Source organism: Curvibacter lanceolatus ATCC 14669, from assembly GCF_000381265.1.
Taxonomy (GTDB): Bacteria; Pseudomonadota; Gammaproteobacteria; order Burkholderiales; family Burkholderiaceae_C; genus Curvibacter; species Curvibacter lanceolatus.
Window position 1 is genome coordinate 216,913 of the sequence record NZ_KB906257.1, and the last position, 19,384, is coordinate 236,296.

Here is a 19,384-nt window from a genome sequence, read left to right on the forward strand (position 1 = left end):
TGGTTCGGGCGCAGATCATAAACAGAGGAGGAGCAGGGCTTGGACAGCCGATTGACAGGTCCGATTTCTACGATCGCGCGGCAGTCCTCCAAGACGCATTGCCCCATAGGAGACATTTGAAATGAAAAAGACATCCCTGGCCCTGGCGGCCGCCGGCCTGTTGGCCACCACCGGCGTCAGCGCCCAATCGGTCGAGATTTTCGGCCTGCTGGACTCTGGCTACCTGCGCGTGAACAGCGATGGCAATGGCTCCATCAGCAAGGCCAACACCGACGGCAACCTGTCCAGCCGCCTCGGCTTTCGCGGCACCGAAGACCTCGGTGGCGGTCTGAAGGCCGGCTTCTGGCTCGAAGCCGGTCTCAACCCCACCGACGGCTCGGCCGGCACCACCAGCACCACCAACCAGCCGGGTGGTTCGGCTGGCAGCGGCGGCCTGGTGTTCGGTCGCCGCTCCACCGTCAGCCTGAGCAACCAATTGGGTGAGCTGCGCCTGGGCCGCGACTACACGCCCGGCTTCTGGAACCTGTCCGCTTTCAGCCCCTTCGGCACCAACGGCATCGGCTCCACCGGCTTCCTGTTCTACCCCGTGCCCAGCGCGGCCCGCATCACGCATGTGCGCGCCTCCAACTCGGTGGGTTACTTCCTGCCCAAGCTGGGCGGCTTCTACGGCCAGGCCATGGTGGCTTTTGGCAACAACCCCTCCACCGCCGGCGCCAAGAGCGACGACGGCAATGTGACCGGCCTGCGCCTGGGCTATGAGCAGGGGCCGTTCAACATCGCCGTGGCCACCACACGCACCCAGAACGTGGCCATCGGCAACTACAAACAGAACAACCTGGGCGCCAGCTACGATTTCGGCCCGGTCAAGGCCATGGCGCTGTGGGGTGAGAACGTGACCGCCACCACCAAGACCAGCACCAAGCTGATCGGTGCCCATGTGCCGGTGGGCGCCGGCCAGATCCGCGTCGCCTACTCGACCCTGAGCGCCAAGGGCGTGGCCAACGACGCCAACCACCTGGCCCTGGGCTATGTGCACAACCTGTCCAAGCGCACGGCGGTGTACGGCCACTACGCCCGCATCAGCAACAAGAACAACGGCACGGCCTTTGATCTGGGCCAGGGTGTGATGCGCGCCGGCGGCAGCAGCACGGGCTACGAGTTCGGTATCCGACACACCTTCTGATCGACCTGGCTCCCTCCCGGCGCGGCCTGGGGGGAGTCGTTTCCCGTTCGAGGCGGGGCACAATGGTCACCGGCGAGCTGCCGGGACCATCGGCCCTGCCATGACTGAACGGGAAACCTCATGATGCGTCGAAGCCACTTCATCCGATCACTGCCGGGCCTGGCCCTGGGCGGCAGCTTGGCTGCGGGTGCGGCCCAGGCGGTGGGCAGCTTGCGCATTCTGGTGCCCGCCAACCCCGGCGGGGGCTGGGACACCACCGCCCGGGCCTTCGGCAAGGCCTTGCTGGACAGCGGCGGTGCCTCGTCCGTGCACTACGACAACAAGGGTGGGGCGGCGGGCGCCATCGGTCTGGCCCAGTTCATCAACAGCCGCAAGGGCGACCCGCAGGCGCTTTTGATGATGGGTTCGGTCATGCTGGGCGGCATCATCACGACCAAGCCGCCCGTGTCACTGTCGCAGGCCACACCGCTGGCACGCCTGGCCAACGAATACAACGTGTTCGTGCTGCCGGCCAACTCGCCTTTCAAATCCATGAATGAGCTGCTGGCCCAGCTTCAGAAAGACCCGGCCAGTGTCAAGTGGGGTGGCGGCTCGCGCGGCTCGACCGAGCACATTGCGGCAGCCTTGATCGCCCGCGCCGTGGGCGTGGATCCGAACCGTTTGCAGTTTTTGCCCTTTCGCGGTGGGGGCGAGGCCACGGCCGCCGTGCTGGGGGGCAATATCACAGTGGGGGGCAGTGGCTACAGCGAGTTTGCCGAGTCCATCCAGAGCGGGCGCATGCGCGCCATTGCCGTCACCTCGCCGCAGCGCCTCAAGGGGCTGGAGGTGCCCACCCTCAAGGAGCTGGGCCTGCCCGTGGAGATCGGCAACTGGCGGGGCCTGTATGGCGCCCCCGGCATCACGCCCGAGCAGCGCCAGGGCCTGATCGAGCAGATCGTGACCGCCACCCGGCACCGCAGCTGGCAGGAGCTGCTCGACAAGCACCGCTGGACCCCAGCCCTGCTCACCGGCGACGCCTTCAGCCAGTTTGTGGATGAAGAGTTCAGCAGCCTGCGCCTCACGCTGATCAAGTCCGGCCTGTTGTGACCTGCGTTGGCTCGCGCTGACCAACGGTAGGCGCGCGCCTTGCCGCGCTACCATCTCGCCATGCCTGCGCCCTCCCATTCCGACCCTGCCGAGGCCATCACCGACCCGGCGCCTGCGTCTGTATCCGCATCCGCATCCGCCGATGCCTTGCCAGATGCCTTGCCGCTGGACGGCGACAGCATCCTGGCCCTGGCGGCGCAGTCGATGTTCCATTTGTTTTCGAGCATCAGCCAGGGCATGTTCCTGGTGGACCGCCGTGGCTGCGTCGTGTGGGTCAACGAGGGGTACCGGCGCTTTCTGCCGGCCCTGGGCTTCTCCTCGATCGACCAGTTTCTGGGCCACCGGGTCGAGGACGTGATCCACAACACCCAGATGCGGCGTGTGCTGGAAACCGGCGAGCCGATCCTGATCGACCTGCTGACCAACAAGGCCGGCACCTTTGTGGTCAGCCGCCTGCCGCTGCGCGACGACGCGGGTGGGGTGATCGGGGCCATCGGCATCGTGCTGTTCGACCACCCCGAAACCACGCTCAAGCCCCTGATCAGCAAGTTTGCCCGCCTGCAGCAAGACCTGGACGATGCCCGCCGCGAGCTGGCGGTGCAGCGCAAGCGCCAGCTCAGCGCCCCCGATGGCGAGCGCCGTGCCAAGTACACCTTTGCCAGCTTTGTGGGCACCAGCCCGGCCGCGGTCGAGGTCAAGCGCCAGGCGCGCCGCGCCGCCCAGTCGGCCAGCCCGGTGCTGCTGTTGGGTGAGACCGGCACCGGCAAGGAGCTGCTGGCGCACGCCGTGCATGCCGCCTCGTCGCGCGCCAGCGGGCCCTTTGTGAGCGTGAACATCGCCGCCGTGCCCGACACCCTGCTGGAGGCCGAGTTCTTCGGCGTGGCCCCCGGCGCCTACACCGGCGCCGACCGCAAGGGGCGCGATGGAAAGTTCCGCCTGGCCGATGGCGGCACCCTGTTCCTCGACGAGATCGGCGACATGCCCCTGAACCTGCAGGCCAAGCTTTTGCGCGCCCTGCAAGAGGGCGAGATCGAGCCCCTGGGCTCCAACCGCCTGCTGCCCTTCGATGCCCGGGTGATCGCCGCCACCTCGCGCGATCTGCTGGCCCTGGTGCGCGAGGGCCGGTTTCGCGAAGACCTGTACTACCGCATCGGCGTGCTGCCCATCCGGGTGCCGCCGCTGCGCGAGCGCGCCAGCGACATCGTGGCCCTGGTCGAGGTGCTGGGCGAAGACATGGCCCTGCGCAACGGCAGCCCGCCGCCCGAGCTCACGCCCCAGGCCCTGGCCCTGCTGCAGGCCCAGCCCTGGCGCGGCAACATCCGCGAACTGCGCAACGTGCTGGAGCAGGCGGCCCTGCGCAGCGAGGGCGGCCCGCTGGACCTGGCGCTGCTCAGCCGCGTGCTGCAGGACTCGGGCCTGACCCCGGTGCACCCGGCCGCGGCCAGCCTGTCGCCGGTTTCAAGCGCACCCCTCAACCTGCCCGCCCTGGGGGCCGCAGCCTCCCTGGCCGAGGGGCAGGCGGCCCCAGCCGCCAGCCTGCGCCCGCTGGCCGAGCAGGTGGCCCAGCTCGAACGCCAGGCCATCGCCCAGGCCCTGCAGGCCACCGGCGGCAACAAGGTGGCTGCGGCCCGGCTGCTGGGGATCTCGCGGGCTACCTTGTATGAACGGCTGGGTTGAGGCCTGGTTGACTGATTCAGCCCATGGGCCACCCACTTGGCGTGGGTACCCCGGGTTCCCGATGGTGACGCTGCAGGGGGCGTTGTTCAGTGCTCCAACACAAAGCGTGCCTCTGTCCGGCTGAGCAGTTCGAAGGTGTCGATGCAGGTCACGCCGAAGGCCTTGGCCACGTTGGGAATGCTGTATTTGCGGCGCAGTTCCGGGTTGAACTGTTCATGCGTGACGATGACAGCGCCAGCAAGGGTCATTGCCTTGGCGATCAGCCATGGATCGGCTCCGTCGAGAAACGCATTGAGGGCGCCCGGCTTCATCTTGGCCGCCTGTGACACCACATGCTCCGCGACCTGGGCAAAGGCCTGTTGAGTGGCGGCGTCCGCAACCGGCAGAAAAAGCCCATCTTGCTTTTTTGCCAATTGCGCAAGCTCGTCGTGGCCCCGCTGAAGTTCAGCACCGACCGGTTCGATGCTGACCAGCACACCCCTGTGCTGGCAGCGTTGGATCCAACGCCAGTAAGCTGGGCAGACCGCCATGCGGTAGTAGCGATTCTTGGCTTCAATGAGCGTGTTGGTGTCGAGCAAGTAGGTCATGTGCCAAGCTGTTGGGCCAAGTCACGGATCTGGGCGGGCTGAACGCCCAGCAGCCTGCCCGCCTCGCGAAGAAGCAATCGCCCGCTGAATGTCTCGGCGATGACGGCGCGGGCAAATCGGGGGCTGTTTTTGGCACCGGCATTCCGGTAAAAACTGCCGCCCCCGCCCTCTGCAACCCGAAAAGCGTCCAGCTCTGCACGGTAGAAGGCCGAATAGGTGCCGTGATCGACGAGGCCCAGATCCAAGGCTCGACGAATGACGACGAAGCGGCTGACATGGAAGCGGTGTGCCAGTTCGGCCACGCGCGTGCCCAAGTCTGGAGAGGCCAGGGGCCAGAGCTTGGCAAAAAGTTCGGAGGGGGCCAGGAATTCACCTGCCACGGCGTTGCAAAAAATCTCTTCATGTCGGGTGTTGCCCGGGGCCGCGTTGGAGACCCCGCTGCTGCCAAGCCAGACATGGGCCAATTCATGCAACAGCGTGAACAAGCGCGCCGAGGGGGCATCGCTGGCGTTGATGAAGACGACAGGCGCCAGCGGATGGCTGATGGCAAAGCCCCGGAACTCAGCCACGTCGAGTTTGTGACGGGTGTTGTTGCCGACGATGCCACTGCGCATCACCAAGACGCCCGCTCGCTCGGCGGCTTCTATCAGGTGACGGTAGTGGGGTTCCCAGTGGCTGGCCCCCTGTTCGATGTCGACGCCGAGCACCGCGCGGATGTCCTGGGCCACCTGCGCCACGTGGGATGTGGTGTTGAAACGGCCCACAAAAGGCAATGGCTGAGCGCCTTGCTCTTGCAGATACTCCACGAACCAGGCCTGCCGCTGCAAAGCATGTCGGACCGTCTCCGTGAGGTTCAGGCTGGGCTTGCCAACAGGCATGCCACCGACGGTGCGCAAGTCGGGCAGCAAGGGCTCATCGATGGGGGCCTGGCTCAAGAAAAAATAACCGAAGGGGGCGTGCAAGCCGTTGGCAATCTGCTGTGCCTGCCTGAAGGTCGGTTGCCATTCGCCGTCTTCCCAGCGCTGGAACTGTTCGGCTTGGACGCCTGCCACCCTGGCCGCCGCGCTCACGTCCAGGCCCGCACGATCGCGCGCCCAGCGCAGCATCGCAGGGTTGATCAGAGCGTGTGGGTGGGCCATCCAAAGATTCTAAGCAGGCAGGCCATCGGGCTATCGCCCTCGCCAAGCCCTGCGGCCTGCCGTGTGTCGGAGCCAAAGGCATTCATGCCCTCATGGCGGAAGGTGGCAAACGGCTTCGTTTTGGGTCGACCTGCCGGACCCGTGTTGGTCAGTACCACAGCCAGCCCTGTTGGATTGCTGCTTGCGCTGACGTCGCCAGCGTCAGGTCCCCATGCAGCCTGAATATCAAGTCGCAGCGGCCCAGTTGTCCAGCTGCAGGCCGGGCACCTTGGCGAACTCACGCGTGTTGTTGGTGACCAGCCGGGCCGGCTGACCCAGGGCGTGGGCGGCAATCAGGGTGTCGAGCGCGCCAATCGGGGTGCCGCGGCGCTCCAGATCGGCGCGGAGATCGCCGTAGGCCCATGCGGCGGCATCATCAAACTGCAGGATGCTCAGTGGAGTCAGAAACATCTCGAGTGCCTGACGGTTGCGCGCTGATCCGCTTTTGGCCACGCCAGATGCGTGAAGCGCAAGCAGACGCGGTTCGCAGTTCCATCGTTTAAGCTTCGAAGTCGTTGAAGTCAGCTTTCCAAGAAAGACGCTCCTGACCCTTGGCAACAGGTCGTCGGCCAACTCCTCCCATGCAAGATCAAGCCCCTGTGTTGCAGATCGTTGAAGTGCTGGGCCCCAGCGTACAAGGACAGGCTCGCCCCTTCCTCTGTCGGGGAGCGGATGGATTGCTGTATTACGTCAAGGGGCAGCAAACGAATCGATCCAGCCTGTGGCGGGAGTGGATTTGTGCACATCTTGGGCAAGCGATGGGCTTGCCCATTCCTCCGTTTTGCCTAGTGCAACTCGATGAGGATCTGGTGCGCGAACTGCCACCCGATTGGCGGCATCTGGGCTCACTGCCCTCGTTTGGTTCCCGTCGATGTGCAAATGCCAGTTGGATGGAACTGGGGATGGCAGGCCAGGTTGCGAAGGCGCTGCAATGTGACATTCTGGTTTTCGACTGGTGGGTGCACAACACGGATCGCACCAGGGGCAACCCGAATCTTCTGTGGGATGGCGGGCAGCAGGCTGTGGCGGTGATCGATCACAACAATGCTCTGGATCCTGGGTTTGTTGCGGCGGATTTTCTGGCCGATCATTTGTTCTCTGAGCAATGGGTTGGAGTCACGGAGGACCTGGTCACCAGGGCACACTACGAACGACGCTTGTGCGAGGCTCTGCCCGCTGCCGAGCTGGCCTGTCGCACCGCCCCAGAAGCATGGTTATGGGAGAATTCAGAGTTCGATATCCCCGCCAGGTTCGATCGAGATGCCGCCTTGGCGTTGTTGGCCCGATGTGCAAGTTCTGAACTATGGAGAACGGTATGAAACCAGTCGCGTGTCGTTATGCCGTGGTTCAGTTCATGCCTTACAGCGAAACAGGCGAGTTCGCCAATGTGGGGGTCGTACTCATCTGCCCCAGCACGAAATTCTTCGGATTCCAACTGCAGGCGCGACGCCACAAGCGCATCACCGACTTTTTTGACGAGCTGCCCAAGGAGGTGTACCAGCGCGCCGTGCAGGCCATCGAAACAGAGTTGCAGCGCATTGCCGAGATGGTGGCCGAGGCGCCGCCAGGCGCCGGGCAGATTGATTACCTTCGGCAGGTCTTTGATAGCCTGGTGCATCCGCGGGAGGCATTGGTCCGATTTGGACCGGCACGCATGGTGATGACGCTTGATCCGTCTGCCGAGTTGCTCAAGCAGTTCGAGCACTATGTCGATCGGTCATTTGCTTCGGCCGAGTACATCGAGCAGGTGATGGAAACGCGAATCCGAGCTTTGTTGAGCGCCCTCGACCTTCCGCAGCCTTTCAGACCCGCGAGGGTCGGCAATGACGAGGTCCATGTCCGCTTTCCTTTGGTGCAGCAACGTGGCGAGCAGATTTCGAAAATCATCAAGCCCTTCAACCTGAACCAGAAGGAACCGATGGGGATCTATGACCACGGTGGCAACTGGTTGCAGCGGATTCAGCGGTTACGCCGGCACAGACTGTTGCCCCAGGAGGTTCTGTTTGCCGTAGCGGCGCCCCCGCCAGACGACCTCAAGCGCTACGCCGCATTTGCCGAGATACGGCGTGAATTTCAGGCGGAAGAGGTCATCCTGGTGGATGAGCTGGCGGAGAAGCAGATCGCAGAATTCGCTTTGGCCTGAGGCCTTCCTCACCCCTTTCAAAGGCTCGGATAACCGAGCCGTTATCTTTTTTTGTTACTCGGGCAGATGGCAAACCGCTTCGATGTTGTTGCCCTCGGGGTCGATCACGAAGGCGCCGTAGTAGTGGGGGTGGTATTCGGGGCGCAGGCCTGGCGCGCCGTTGTCGCGCCCACCGGCGGCCAGCGCGGCCTGGTGGAAGGCATCGACCTGGGCGCGGTTGGCGGCGCGCCAAGCCAGGTGGCAGCCCGTGGTGGCGGGGGCGCCGCCGTAAGGGGAGGGGCCGTCGATGAACCACACATCGGCCTTCTTGCCTTCGGGCTCGGCGGCATCGGGGTAGGCAAAGCCCAGGATGTTCATGCCGAAGTTGCCCTCGAAGCTCAGGCTGTAGCCCAGCGGGGCGAGGGCGGCGCTGTAGAAGGTCTTGGCGCGTTGGATGTCGGTGACGCGAAAGGTCATGTGGTCGATCATGGTTTCTCCTTGGGGGTGTTTGATGGTGACTGTATGAATATACAGTTGCGAGCAATGCCCGGCAAGCCCCCGGAGTCAACTCTTTGGGGGCCATGCCCTTGGCGTGTTCAGACCGCGTCCAGGCCCAGCATCAGGTCCAGGTTCTGCACGGCGGCGCCGGAGGCGCCTTTACCCAGGTTGTCGAAGACGGCGGCCAGCAGCACCTGGTCGGGTGAGGCCTGGCCCAGCACCGCCAGGCGCAGTTGGTTTGTGCCGTTGAGGGCTTCGGGGTCCAGGGTCAGCAGGGCCTGGGCCTGGTCGGGGCTCAGCACTTCGACATGACGCCGACCCGCGTAGTGGCTGGACAGGGCCTGGTGCAGGGCGGCGGCGGTGGTGCCCGGTGCCAGCAGGCGCAGGTGCAGTGCCACCGTCAGCACAATGCCCTGGCGGAAGGCCCCGTAGGCCGGCACAAAGGCGGGCCGTGCCGTCAGCCCGGCCTGTTGCTGGATCTCGGGGGTGTGCTTGTGCACCAGACCCAGGCCGTAGACCTGCAGGGCAGGGGGGCGCGATGCCGGTGCCGCTGCCTCGAAGGCCTGCACCTGGGCCCGCCCGCCGCCCGAGTAGCCCGAGACCGCATGGATGCTGAGCGGGTGGTCGGGCGGCAGCAGCCCGGCCTGCACCAGGGGGCGCAGCAGGCCCACTGCCCCGGTGGGGTAGCAGCCCGGGTTGCTCACCCGCTTGGCCTGGGCGATGCGCTCGGCCTGGCCCGGGGCCATCTCGGCAAAGCCATACACCCACTGTGGGTCGGTGCGGTGGGCCGAGCTGGCGTCGATCAGGCGCACGGCGGGGTTGCTGACCAGGGCGGCGGCTTCACGTGCCGCGGCATCGGGCAGGCACAGGATGGCGATGTCGCAGGCATTGATGGCCTCGGCCCGGCGGGCCGGGTCTTTGCGCTCGGCCTCGGGCAGGGTCAGCAGGCGCAGGTCGGTGCGGCCGCGCAGGCGTTCGTGGATCTGCAGGCCGGTGGTGCCTTGGTCGCCGTCGATGAAGACAAGGGGTTGCATGAAGTCTCTCCAGGGTTGTTGGCCCGAATCTTCCAGCCCTGCCTAAAATAAGAAAAGTTGAATTTCATGAAGGCTTTGTTTGTGAAAACTGAACGTCATGCGTGAACTGAGCCTGGACCGACTGCGCACCCTGGTGGCGATTGCCGACCTCGGGTCGTTCGCTGCAGCCGCACGGGCCCTCAACCTGGCGCCGCCCACGGTCAGCCTGCATGTGGCAGAGCTGGAGGAGCGCATCGGTGCGCCGCTGCTGCTGCGCCAGCGCGGCCAGGTGCGGCCCTCGGGCATTGGCGAGACGCTGATCGTGCGGGCCAGGCGGCTGCTGGTCGATGTGGATCAGGCGCTGGACGAGGTGCGTGGGCAGGTGCTGGGCCGCACTGGGCGGGTGCGGCTGGGGGCCTCCACCGGGGCCATTGCCCACCTGCTGCCGCGGGCCCTGGAGCAACTGGGCCGCGAGCAGCCGGGCATCGATGTGCAGGTGGCCGTGCTGACCTCGCAAGAGACCCTGGCCCGCCTGGCCTCGGGCCGTCTGGACATCGGCCTGGTGGCCCTGCCGCAGCCAGCCGCCGACGGCCTGCAGGTGGAACCCTGGCGCCGCGATCCGGTGATGGCCTTCGTACCGGCCGCCTGGAAGAAAACGCCCGCCCGCGTCACGCCGGCCTGGTTGGTGGAGCGCCCGCTGATCCTCAACGATGCCAGCACCCGCCTGTCACGCCTGACGGCAGAGTGGTTTGCCACCGCCGCGTTGCGCCCCACGGCCCGCATCGAGCTCAACTACAACGACGCCATCAAAAGCCTGGTGGCGGCCGGCTATGGCGCCACGCTGCTGCCGCATGAATCGACGGCCGCGCCGCCCGACCCCCGCATCCGCATGCTGCCGCTGCGCCCGGCCCTGTGGCGCCCGCTGGGGCTGGCCTGGCGCAGCGGTGCGCTGGAGCCGGCCACCGAGGTGGTGCTGGAGGTGCTGCGTGGTTTCAGGCAGGGGTGAAGGGGGCGGTTGGTGTCAGATCAGGCGGCGATGTTGGCCGCCAGCACCGAGCGGTTGCGCCCGCCTTGTTTGGCCTGGTAAAGCTCCTTGTCGGCCCGTTGCAGCAGGGCGTCGAACGAGGCGTCTTCGGGGCTCAGCGAGGCGATGCCGATGCTGACCGTGAACCTCACCACCGTGCCATCTTCGGCGCGGACGGTGCCAGAGGCCTCGGCCCGCGTGCGCAGGCGCTCGGCGATGAGCTGGGCGCCTGCCGAGTCGGTTTCCGGCAGGAGGAGCGCGAACTCATCACCGCCCAGGCGCCCGCACAGGTCCTGGCCGCGGATCACGGAGGTCGTCAGTTGGGCCAGCGCCTGGATGACGCGGTCGCCTGTGGGATGCCCCCAGCGATCGTTGATGGTCTTGAATTTGTCGATGTCCAGCATCAGCACCGACAGCGGATGGCTGTAGCGCCGGGCGCGGTCGAATTCGCGGTCGGCGATGTCCACGAGGTGGCGGCGGTTGGAAATGCCGGTCAGGGTGTCGGTATTGGCCAGCTGGCGCATCTCCTCGCGCTGACGCCGGGTGGCCCGCTGCACGCGCAAGGCCATCAGGGCCAGGGCCGACAGCACGATGTAGCCGGCGGCAAACTGCCAGGCGCGGTGTTGCCAGCCGGACAGCACACGTGCCGCGTCGAAGCCGACGATGACGATGAAGGGAAGGCGCTCCAGCTTGCTCATGCCAACGATGCGCTCCCGGCCGTCGATGGGTGAGACGGCGGTGAATGTGGCGCTGTCCTCGACCTGGCTGAAGGATGGCTCATTCGGCGGAGGCGAGGTGCGCAGCCCGATCGCTTCGGGCAGGGGCGGGTTGCGGGCCAGCAGCGTGCCATTCGAGTCGACCAGGGCCAGCACGTCGTCTTGTTCGACTTCAATGTCGGTGATCCACTGCTGGGCGTACTCCAGGTCGACCACCACCATGGCGCCGCCCAGCAGCACGCCCTCCGGCGAGCCCACCGTCCGCGACATCAGAACCACCGGGCGGGCCGAGGCCGAGTTGACCGGTGGCATGTACTGGATGTGCAGGCTTTGCCCGGGCTCGACGCGGCCATCGCTGCAGAACCGTTGCCGGCTCTTGGTGCCCCGTGTCGGGTAGTTGGCCGTGGCGGCAAAGACGCAATCGCCGTTGAACAGCACCAGATCGGTCAGGCCTGCCACGGTGATCACCTTCTCTTTGAGCAGGGCCTCCAGGCGTGCAGAGACCTCGGCGTCAGGCTGAGGGTAGGCCAGGTCTTTGCCCATGTGGACCCGGCCGAGGACATCGCGCAGCACATAGTCGGCGGCCAGAAAGGTGTCGCCGAACGACCGGTTCATCAGCTGGCTTTTGTTGATTGCCAATCTCGACCGCTCGGCCATGACGCGATCGCGCTCGTGCATGAAGTCGATCACCAGCCAGGCGCCGATGGCCAGCAGCAAGAGCAGCAGCACGCCGTAGCTGTCGCTGCGGGCCAACGATAGTCGGGATCGGATGGTCGTCATGGGGTCAGCCCGTCATGCTCACGGAAAAAAGCTTCACGTGGCGTGTCTGCACAGGCGTGTCGGGAGGGCCCGAGCAGAGGGGCGGCAAATTGTTTTTGTTACAAATTGACATGCTACTTGAAGGTGTGTGCCTCGTGCCCTGGCGGTTGCCAGTGAGAGGAAGGGTATGGAGATTTGTGGTGTCTGAAATATGAGCATTTGACTGGAAAACAGACGAACAGATTGTCTGAAATTCAGTCATGTGTTGGGTATTTCGTGAGAAATTCAATAAAAATCAATTACTTACAAGCAGGCACAGCTTGTGCAATGATGGTGCCTGACAGCCAACACAACAGGAGACATCCATGCACCGTCGTGCTCTCATCGGCCTGCCCGCGCTTGCCGCACTGGTTTGCAGCGCCTTCAGCGCCGCCCCGGCGTTCAGCCAGTCGGGCGATATCCGCATCGCCCACATCTACAGCAAGACCGGCCCCCTGGAGGCCTATGGCAAGCAGACCCAGACCGGCTTCATGATGGGCCTGGAGTACGCCACCGGCGGCACCATGGCGGTCAATGGCCGCAAGCTGGTGGTGCTCGAGAAGGACGACCAGGGCAAGCCCGATCTGGGCAAGTCGCTGCTGGCCTCGGCCTACTCCGATGACAAGGCCGACCTGGCCGTTGGCCCCACCTCGTCGGGTGTGGCGCTGGCCCTGCTGCCGGTGGCCGAGGAGTACAAAAAGGTGCTGATCGTCGAGCCCGCCGTGGCCGACAGCATCACGGGCGACAAGTGGAATAAGTACATCTTCCGCACCGGCCGCAACAGCTCGCAGGATGCGATCTCGAACGCCGTGGCGCTCGACAAGCCCGGCGTCACCATCGCCACCCTGGCGCAAGACTACGCCTTTGGCCGCGATGGCGTGAAGGCCTTCAAGGACGCCCTCAAGACCGCCAAGCTGGTGCATGAGGAGTACCTGCCCACCAGCACCACCGATTTCACCGCCGGTGCCCAGCGCCTGATCGACAAGCTCAAGGACCAGCCGGGTCGCAAGGTGATCTTCATCATCTGGGCCGGTGCCGGCAACCCGTTCAAGATCGCCGATCTGGACCTCAAGCGCTACAACATCGAGATCGCCACCGGCGGCAACATCCTGCCGGCCATGGCCTCGTACAAGAACTTCCCCGGCATGGAAGGCGCCACTTACTACTACTTCGGCATTCCGAAGAACCCGGTCAACGAGGCCCTGGTGTCGCAGCACTACAAGCAGTTCAAGGCCCCGCCCGATTTCTTCACGGCCGGCGGCTTCAGTGCGGCCATGGCGGTGGTGACGGCGCTCAAGACCACCAATGGCGACACCGGCACCAACAAGCTGATCAAGGCCATGGAAGGCATGAGCTTTGACACCCCCAAAGGCAAGATGACCTTCCGCAAGGAAGACCACCAGGCGATGCAGAGCATGTACCACTTCAAGATCAAGGTGGACCCGGCCTTTGCCTGGGGCGTGCCCGAGCTGGTGCGCGAGATCAAGCCTGAAGAGATGAACGTTCCGATCCGCAACAAGCGCTGATCGTCCACGGTGCCGCCGCCGCGCGGCACCTGCCTTCCCGTAACGCTTCCGCAACACCGCCCCGGCCCCGGGGCGGGTTCAGGAACCACCCACCATGCTGCAAACCCAAGATCTCACGGTCCGCTTTGGCGGGCACGTGGCGGTGAATGCTGTCTCGTGCAGTTTTGCACCCGGCACACTGACCGCCATCGTTGGCCCCAACGGCGCCGGCAAGACCACTTTCTTCAACCTCGTGTCGGGGCAGATTGCCGCCAGCAGCGGCTCGGTGCACCTCAACGGGGTGGATCTGAGCCACGCGCCGGTGTCGGTGCGCACGCGGGCCGGCCTGGGGCGCGCCTTCCAGCTGACCAATCTGTTCCCCAACCTCACGGTGCTGGAGAACGTGCGCCTGGCCGTGCAGGCCACGCGCAGCGGCGCCCACCGGCATGGCCTGAACCTGTGGAGCATCTGGAGCGACCACCGCGCCCTCACCGAGCGCGCCCACCAGATCCTGCAGGACGTGACCATGGCCCACCAGCAAGAGGTGTTGGTGTCCAGCCTGCCGCATGGCGACCAGCGCAAGCTCGAGGTGGCCTTGCTGATGGCCCTGGAGCCCCAGGTGTTCATGTTCGACGAGCCCACCGCCGGCATGAGCCACGACGAGGCCCCGGTGATCCTGAACCTGATCCGCGCGCTCAAAAAAGACAAGAGCAAGACCATCCTGCTGGTCGAGCACAAGATGGATGTGGTGCGCGAGCTGGCCGACCGCATCATCGTGCTGCACAACGGCACCCTGGTGGCCGACGGCGACCCGGCCACGGTGATCGCCTTGCCGGTGGTGCAAGAGGCCTACCTGGGCGTGGCCAAGGAGGCGGCATGAGCACGAAACCAAGCGCACACCCAAGCGCAAACCAAGGCGTGAACCTGCTCGAACTCAAGGGCGTGCACACCCACATCGGGGCCTACCACATCCTGCACGGGGTGGACTTGGCCGTGCCCCGTGGGCAGCTCACCATGCTGCTGGGCCGCAACGGTGCGGGCAAGACCACCACGCTGCGCACCATCATGGGCCTGTGGCAGGCCTCGCAGGGCAGCCTGCACTTCGACGGGCGCGACATCAGCAAGATGCACACGCCGCACATTGCCGGCCTCGACATTGCCTACGTGCCCGAGAACATGGGCATCTTCTCCGACCTCAGCGTGAAAGAGAACATGCTGTTGGCGGCGCGCAAGGCCAGCCGCGTGGCGCAGATTGACGAGCAGCGCCTGCAATGGATCTTCGGCCTGTTCCCGGCGGTGCAGAAGTTCTGGAACCACCCGGCCGGCAAGCTGTCGGGCGGGCAAAAGCAGATGCTGGCGGTGTCGCGCGCGATCGTGGAACCACGCAAGCTGCTGATCATCGACGAGCCGAGCAAGGGCCTGGCGCCGGTGATGATCAACAACATGATCGACGCCTTTGCCCAGCTCAAGGCCAGCGGCGTCACGATTTTGCTGGTCGAGCAGAACATCAATTTCGCCAAACGCCTGGGTGACACCGTGGCCGTGATGGACGACGGCCGCGTGGTGCACGCCGGCAGCATGGCCGAGCTGGCCGAAGACGAAGCATTGCAGCGCTCGCTGCTGGGGTTGGCGCTATGAACTTCGATTTCAATTTCAAAGACCTGGACTGGAAGCCGCTGGCCCTGGTGCCGCTGCTGGCCTTGCTGGCCCTGCCCCTGGTGGGCTCGGGCTCGACCTGGCTGACCCTGACCGTGGCCGGCCTGGCCATGGGCATGATCGTGTTCATCATCGCCTCGGGCCTGACCCTGGTGTTCGGCCTGATGGATGTGCTGAACTTCGGCCACGGCGTGTTCATCGCCCTGGGGGCCTTTGTGGCCACCAGCGTGCTCGGCAGCATGACCGACTGGACCCAGTCGGCCGAGCTGTGGCGCAACCTGGTGGCAGTGTTCCCGGCCATGCTGGTCGCCATGGCCGTGGCGGGGGCCCTGGGCCTGGCCTTTGAGCGCTTCATCGTGCGCCCGGTGTACGGCCAGCACCTGAAGCAGATCCTGATCACCATGGGCGGCATGATCATCGGCGAAGAGATCATCAAGGTGATCTGGGGCCCGCAGCAGATCCCGCTGCCCCTGCCCGAGGGCATGCGCGGCGCCTGGCTGTGGGGCGATGCGGCCATCGAGCGCTACCGCGTGGTGGCCGTGGTGGTGGGTCTGCTGGTGTTCGGTGTGCTGGCCTACACCCTGAACCGCACCAAGATCGGCCTGCTGATCCGCGCCGGCGTGCAAGACCGTGAGATGGTCGAATCGCTGGGCTACCGCATCCGGCGCCTGTTCGTGGGCGTGTTCGTGGTGGGCAGTGCCCTGGCCGGCCTGGGGGGCGTGATGTGGGGCCTGTACCAGCAGAACGTGGTGCCCCAGATGGGCGCCCAGGTGAACGTGCTGATCTTCATCGTGATCATCATCGGCGGCCTGGGCTCCACCGGCGGCGCGCTGATCGGGGCCTTGCTGGTGGGCCTGATGGCCAACTACACCGGCTTTCTGCTGCCCAAGCTGGCCCTGTTCTCCAACATCGCCCTGATGGTGGCGGTGCTGCTGTGGCGCCCCCAGGGCGTCTACCCGGTGACCAACCGCTGACGAGGCCCCACCCATGTCCATGCTGAAACGACTGATTTCCAACGACCTGCCGCGCAGCCGCGTGCTGGCTGTGCTGCTGATCGGGCTGCTGCTGGCCCTGGCCTTCACGCCCTTCCTGTTCCCGGGCGTCAAGGCGCTCAACGTGGCCGCCAAGGTGCTGGTGTTCGTGGTGTTGGTGGCCAGCTTCGACCTGCTGCTGGGCTACACCGGCATCGTGAGCTTTGCCCACACCATGTTCTTCGGCATCGGCGCCTACGGCATCGCCATCGCCACCACCCGGCTGGGGCCCACCTGGGAGGCCCTGGCGGTGGGGCTGGGTGCCTCGCTGCTGCTGTCGCTGCTGTTGGCGCTGGCGGTGGGCCTGTTCTCGCTGCGCGTGCGGGCCATCTTCTTTGCCATGATCACCCTGGCCGTGGCCTCGGCCTTCCAGACCCTGGCCTCGCAGCTGTCCGAGTTGACCGGGGGCGAGGACGGTCTGACCTTCAAGGTGCCCGAGCTGCTCTCGCCCAGCTTCGAGTGGGCCGACGAGCCCTTCATGGGCGTGTCGCTCGACGGGCGCCTGATCTGCTACTACCTGCTGTTCGTGCTGGCCGTGGTGCTGCTGCTGGCCCTGCTGCGCATCGTCAACTCGCCGTTTGGCCGGGTGCTGCAGGCCATCCGCGAGAACGAGTTCCGGGCCGAGTCCATCGGCTACCGGGTGGTGGTGTACCGCACCGTGTCGAGCATTCTGTCGGCGCTGTTTGCCTGTGTGGCCGGCGCCATGCTGGCGCTCTGGCTGCGCTACAACGGGCCCGATACCTCGCTGTCTTTTGAGTTGATGCTGGATGTGCTGCTGATCGTGGTGATCGGCGGCATGGGCACGATTTATGGCGCGGCCATCGGCTCGGCCCTGTTCCTGGTGGCGCAAAGCTATCTGCAGGATCTGCTGCGCCTGGGCAGCGAGGCCACGGCCAGCCTGCCCTGGCTGTCGTCGCTGTTGTCACCCGACCGCTGGCTGCTGTGGCTGGGGGTGCTGTTTGTGCTGTCGGTTTATTACTTCCCGACCGGGGTGGTGGGGCGCCTGCGTGCGCCGGCCCGCGGCCAGCAGGCGCCGCACTGAGGTCGGACTGAGGTCTGACTGAGGCGGTATCGAGGGAGGTCGATGGGTTCGGGGTGGCGCCTGATCGGGGCGTGCCCGGGGCAAGTGTGTTCGTCAAACATTGAAAACAAAAGGAGACAAGACATGCGATTCATCTGGACACCCGTGGGGGCGGCCGTGGCCGCCAGCATCGGGCTGAGCGGCTGCATGGGCGATGGCAGCGATTTCAACGTGCGCCCCAGCACGGTGGGCACCGTCAGCAGCGCCGAATACGACGGCGTCAGCAACGACCTGCTGACGGCCGGCCTGGGCAAGAGCGGCCTGCAAAGCGCCGTGCCCCCGGCCTACGCCAACCCGCTGCAGCCCACGGCGGCCGAGCTGCGCCGCGCGGCCATCTACAACAGCTACCGGGCCCTGCTCGACACCACCACGGCCGGCGGCTACGGCAGCCTGTACGGCCCCAATGTGGACGCCAACGGCAATGTCACCGCCGACGAAGGCCTGATCGCCGGGGGCGAGTACACCGCCTTCAGCGACGACGGCACGGGCCAGCAGAACGTCACCCTGGTGGTGCAGGTGCCCAACAGCTTCAACCGCAGCAAGCCCTGCATCATCACCGCCACCTCTTCGGGTTCGCGTGGCGTGTTCGGCGCCATCAGCACCGGCGAATGGGGCCTGAAAAAAGGCTGCGCCGTGGCCTACACCGACAAGGGCACCGGTGGTGCCGGCCATGACCTGGCCACCGACACCGTGCCCCTGATCGACGGCACGCGAAGCCCCTCGGCCGCGGCCGGCCTGGGCGCGCAGTTCAGGGCGCCTCTGTCGGCCACCGAGCTGGCGGCCTTCAACACGGCCACCCCCAACCGCCTGGCTTTCAAGCACGCCCACTCGGGCCGCAATGTTGAAAAGGACTGGGGCAAGTTCACGCTGCAGGCGGTCGAGTTCGCCTTCTACGTGCTCAATGAGCGCCTGGGCGACGACGCCGGCAGCGGCCACAAGGCCCGCACCTTCCGGCCCAACAACACCTTGGTGATCGCCTCCAGCGCCTCCAATGGCGGCGGCTCTGCGATTGCCGCGGCCGAGCAGGACACCCAGGGGCTGATCGACGGCGTGGCGGTCAGCGAGCCGGCCATCGAGATGCCCAAGAACGCCAATGTGGTGGTCACCCGCGGCGGCAAGGTGCAGGCCACCACCGCCCGCACCCTGCTCGATTTCACCAGCTACGCCCACCTGTACTCGGCCTGTGCGGCCCTGGCCCCTGAGCTGGCCGGCACGCCGTTCCAGAGCACCTACGCGCTGCCGGCGGTGTATGGCACTTTGGCGGCCAACCGCTGCACCGGGCTGAAGAACAAGGGCTTGCTGTCGGCGACCACCACCGCCACCCAGGCCAGCGAGGCGCTGGCCAAGCTGCAGGCCTATGGCTGGGAGCCTGAGGCCGGCAGCCAGATCGCCACTCTGGCCGGCTTCGAGGTGGCGCCGGCCGTGGCCGTCACCTTCGCCAACGCGCTGGCCCGTGCCAGCGTCAAGGACAACCTGTGTGGTTACAGCTTTGCGGCCACCACGGCCGCAGGCAAGGTCACCACCATGGACGCCACCGCACTGGCCCAGATGTACGCCACCGGCAACGGGGTGCCGCCTTCGTCGGGGGTGCAACTGGTCAATAACAACGCCCAAGGCGGGGCGGTGCGCGATCTGCTGTCGGTGTCGCCCAGCACCGGCCTGGCCGACATGGGGCTGGACGGCGCGCTGTGCCTGCGCAACCTGGTCACCGGCACGGCCGGCGTGGCGGCGCAGTTGAACACCGGCATCGACGAGACCCGGCGCAATGGCAACCTGCGCGGCCGCCCGGCGGTGATCGTGCATGGGCGCTCCGACCCCTTGCTGCCCGTCAACCACACCTCGCGGCCCTACCTCGCGTTGAACAACACGGTCGAGGGCAGCAACAGCCAGCTGAGTTACCTGGAAGTCACCAACGCCCAGCACTTTGACTCGTTCATCGGGCTGCCGACGGTGCTGCCCGGGTACGACACCCGCTTTGTGCCCTTGTCGCTGTACTTGAACCGGGCGCTCGACGCGGTCTATGCCCGCTTGGCGAACGGCACGGCCTTGCCGCCGTCCCAGGTGGTGCGCACCGTGCCGCGTGGCGGCACGCCCGGCGCGGCGCCGGCCCTGACGGCCAGCAATGTGCCGGCGCCCGTGGCGACTCCGGCCGCGGCCGACCGCATCGTGCTCAGCGGCAACACGGTGAGCATCCCCGACTGAGGCGGCCCACTGATCGATGAAACCCGG

Annotated in this window: 18 protein-coding genes; 12 read left to right on the plus strand and 6 right to left on the minus strand. The window is 66.0% G+C overall.

All coding sequences use genetic code 11. The annotated features are described in order from the left end of the window. The first annotated feature begins 121 nt into the window (after positions 1 to 121). The 3 genes from F624_RS0111545 to F624_RS0111555 all read left to right on the plus strand — a co-directional run bounded on the left by F624_RS0111545 (position 122) and on the right by F624_RS0111555 (position 3,946). Positions 122 to 1,183 (plus strand): porin, encoded by a 1,062-nt coding sequence (locus tag F624_RS0111545; protein ID WP_019574466.1) that lies wholly within the window; start codon positions 122 to 124, stop codon positions 1,181 to 1,183. Between the two features lie 123 nt (positions 1,184 to 1,306). Then, entirely contained in the window at positions 1,307 to 2,269 is a 963-nt protein-coding gene (locus F624_RS0111550; RefSeq protein WP_031254762.1) for a Bug family tripartite tricarboxylate transporter substrate binding protein, read from the plus strand. Between the two features lie 60 nt (positions 2,270 to 2,329). Then, positions 2,330 to 3,946 carry a sigma-54 interaction domain-containing protein gene (locus F624_RS0111555; RefSeq protein ID WP_019574468.1) on the plus strand — a complete coding sequence of 539 codons (1,617 nt, stop codon included), beginning with the start codon at positions 2,330 to 2,332 and terminating at the stop codon, positions 3,944 to 3,946. 86 nt (positions 3,947 to 4,032) lie between these two features. On the opposite strand, the gene F624_RS0111560 is transcribed toward F624_RS0111555, so the two are convergent. From F624_RS0111560 to F624_RS0111570, 3 genes are all read right to left on the minus strand, one after another. Beyond that, complete coding sequence (locus tag F624_RS0111560; protein ID WP_019574469.1) at positions 4,033 to 4,533, minus strand: DUF4411 family protein; 501 nt, start codon at positions 4,531 to 4,533, stop codon at positions 4,033 to 4,035. Beyond that, positions 4,530 to 5,672: a helix-turn-helix domain-containing protein gene (locus F624_RS0111565; protein ID WP_031254765.1), complete on the minus strand. Its 1,143-nt coding sequence runs from the start codon at positions 5,670 to 5,672 to the stop codon at positions 4,530 to 4,532. Before F624_RS0111565 ends, F624_RS0111560 begins: the two co-directional genes overlap by 4 nt. Before the next feature lie 225 nt (positions 5,673 to 5,897). Further along, on the minus strand, positions 5,898 to 6,164 hold the full coding sequence (locus tag F624_RS0111570) for a PIN domain-containing protein (protein ID WP_019574471.1): 267 nt from the start codon (positions 6,162 to 6,164) through the stop codon (positions 5,898 to 5,900). 128 nt (positions 6,165 to 6,292) lie between these two features. Here F624_RS0111570 and F624_RS34840 point away from each other — a divergent pair, with 128 nt between their 5' ends. Together F624_RS34840 and F624_RS0111580 are read left to right on the plus strand one after the other, a co-directional pair. Beyond that, the gene (locus F624_RS34840) at positions 6,293 to 7,030 is read left to right on the plus strand and encodes a HipA family kinase (RefSeq protein WP_031254767.1); all 738 of its coding nucleotides are present in this window, start codon (positions 6,293 to 6,295) and stop codon (positions 7,028 to 7,030) included. After that, on the plus strand, positions 7,027 to 7,854 hold the full coding sequence (locus F624_RS0111580; protein WP_031254768.1) for a DUF3037 domain-containing protein: 828 nt from the start codon (positions 7,027 to 7,029) through the stop codon (positions 7,852 to 7,854). Before F624_RS34840 ends, F624_RS0111580 begins: the two co-directional genes overlap by 4 nt. Before the next feature lie 54 nt (positions 7,855 to 7,908). Here F624_RS0111580 and F624_RS0111585 read toward each other — a convergent pair whose 3' ends face one another. Next, complete coding sequence (locus F624_RS0111585) at positions 7,909 to 8,322, minus strand: VOC family protein (RefSeq protein WP_019574474.1); 414 nt, start codon at positions 8,320 to 8,322, stop codon at positions 7,909 to 7,911. Positions 8,323 to 8,429: 107 nt separating this feature from the next. Beyond that, positions 8,430 to 9,365 (minus strand): N-acetyl-gamma-glutamyl-phosphate reductase, encoded by a 936-nt coding sequence (argC, locus tag F624_RS0111590; RefSeq protein ID WP_019574475.1) that lies wholly within the window; start codon positions 9,363 to 9,365, stop codon positions 8,430 to 8,432. A gap of 97 nt (positions 9,366 to 9,462) precedes the next feature. Here argC and F624_RS0111595 point away from each other — a divergent pair, with 97 nt between their 5' ends. Next, positions 9,463 to 10,350 (plus strand): LysR family transcriptional regulator, encoded by an 888-nt coding sequence (locus F624_RS0111595; RefSeq protein ID WP_019574476.1) that lies wholly within the window; start codon positions 9,463 to 9,465, stop codon positions 10,348 to 10,350. 20 nt (positions 10,351 to 10,370) lie between these two features. Here the strand turns inward: F624_RS0111595 and F624_RS0111600 are convergent, their stop codons facing one another. Further along, positions 10,371 to 11,864: a sensor domain-containing diguanylate cyclase gene (locus F624_RS0111600; protein WP_157443422.1), complete on the minus strand. Its 1,494-nt coding sequence runs from the start codon at positions 11,862 to 11,864 to the stop codon at positions 10,371 to 10,373. Positions 11,865 to 12,208: 344 nt separating this feature from the next. On the opposite strand from F624_RS0111600, the gene F624_RS0111605 reads away from it, so the two are divergent. The 6 genes from F624_RS0111605 to F624_RS0111630 all read left to right on the plus strand — a co-directional run bounded on the left by F624_RS0111605 (position 12,209) and on the right by F624_RS0111630 (position 19,357). After that, positions 12,209 to 13,408 (plus strand): substrate-binding domain-containing protein, encoded by a 1,200-nt coding sequence (locus F624_RS0111605; protein WP_019574478.1) that lies wholly within the window; start codon positions 12,209 to 12,211, stop codon positions 13,406 to 13,408. A gap of 94 nt (positions 13,409 to 13,502) precedes the next feature. Then, complete coding sequence (locus F624_RS0111610; RefSeq protein WP_019574479.1) at positions 13,503 to 14,267, plus strand: ABC transporter ATP-binding protein; 765 nt, start codon at positions 13,503 to 13,505, stop codon at positions 14,265 to 14,267. After that, positions 14,264 to 15,025, plus strand: a complete 762-nt coding sequence (locus tag F624_RS0111615) for an ABC transporter ATP-binding protein (protein WP_051107374.1) — start codon at positions 14,264 to 14,266, stop codon at positions 15,023 to 15,025. The genes F624_RS0111610 and F624_RS0111615 overlap by 4 nt, the downstream gene beginning before the upstream one ends. After that, a complete protein-coding gene (locus tag F624_RS0111620) occupies positions 15,022 to 16,017 on the plus strand; it encodes a branched-chain amino acid ABC transporter permease (RefSeq protein ID WP_019574481.1) in 996 nt (331 codons plus the stop codon). The genes F624_RS0111615 and F624_RS0111620 overlap by 4 nt, the downstream gene beginning before the upstream one ends. A 19-nt stretch (positions 16,018 to 16,036) precedes the next feature. Next, positions 16,037 to 17,116 (plus strand): branched-chain amino acid ABC transporter permease, encoded by a 1,080-nt coding sequence (locus F624_RS0111625; RefSeq protein ID WP_031254769.1) that lies wholly within the window; start codon positions 16,037 to 16,039, stop codon positions 17,114 to 17,116. Between the two features lie 123 nt (positions 17,117 to 17,239). Next, the gene (locus F624_RS0111630) at positions 17,240 to 19,357 is read left to right on the plus strand and encodes a D-(-)-3-hydroxybutyrate oligomer hydrolase (protein WP_019574483.1); all 2,118 of its coding nucleotides are present in this window, start codon (positions 17,240 to 17,242) and stop codon (positions 19,355 to 19,357) included. Positions 19,358 to 19,384: the final 27 nt, after the last annotated feature.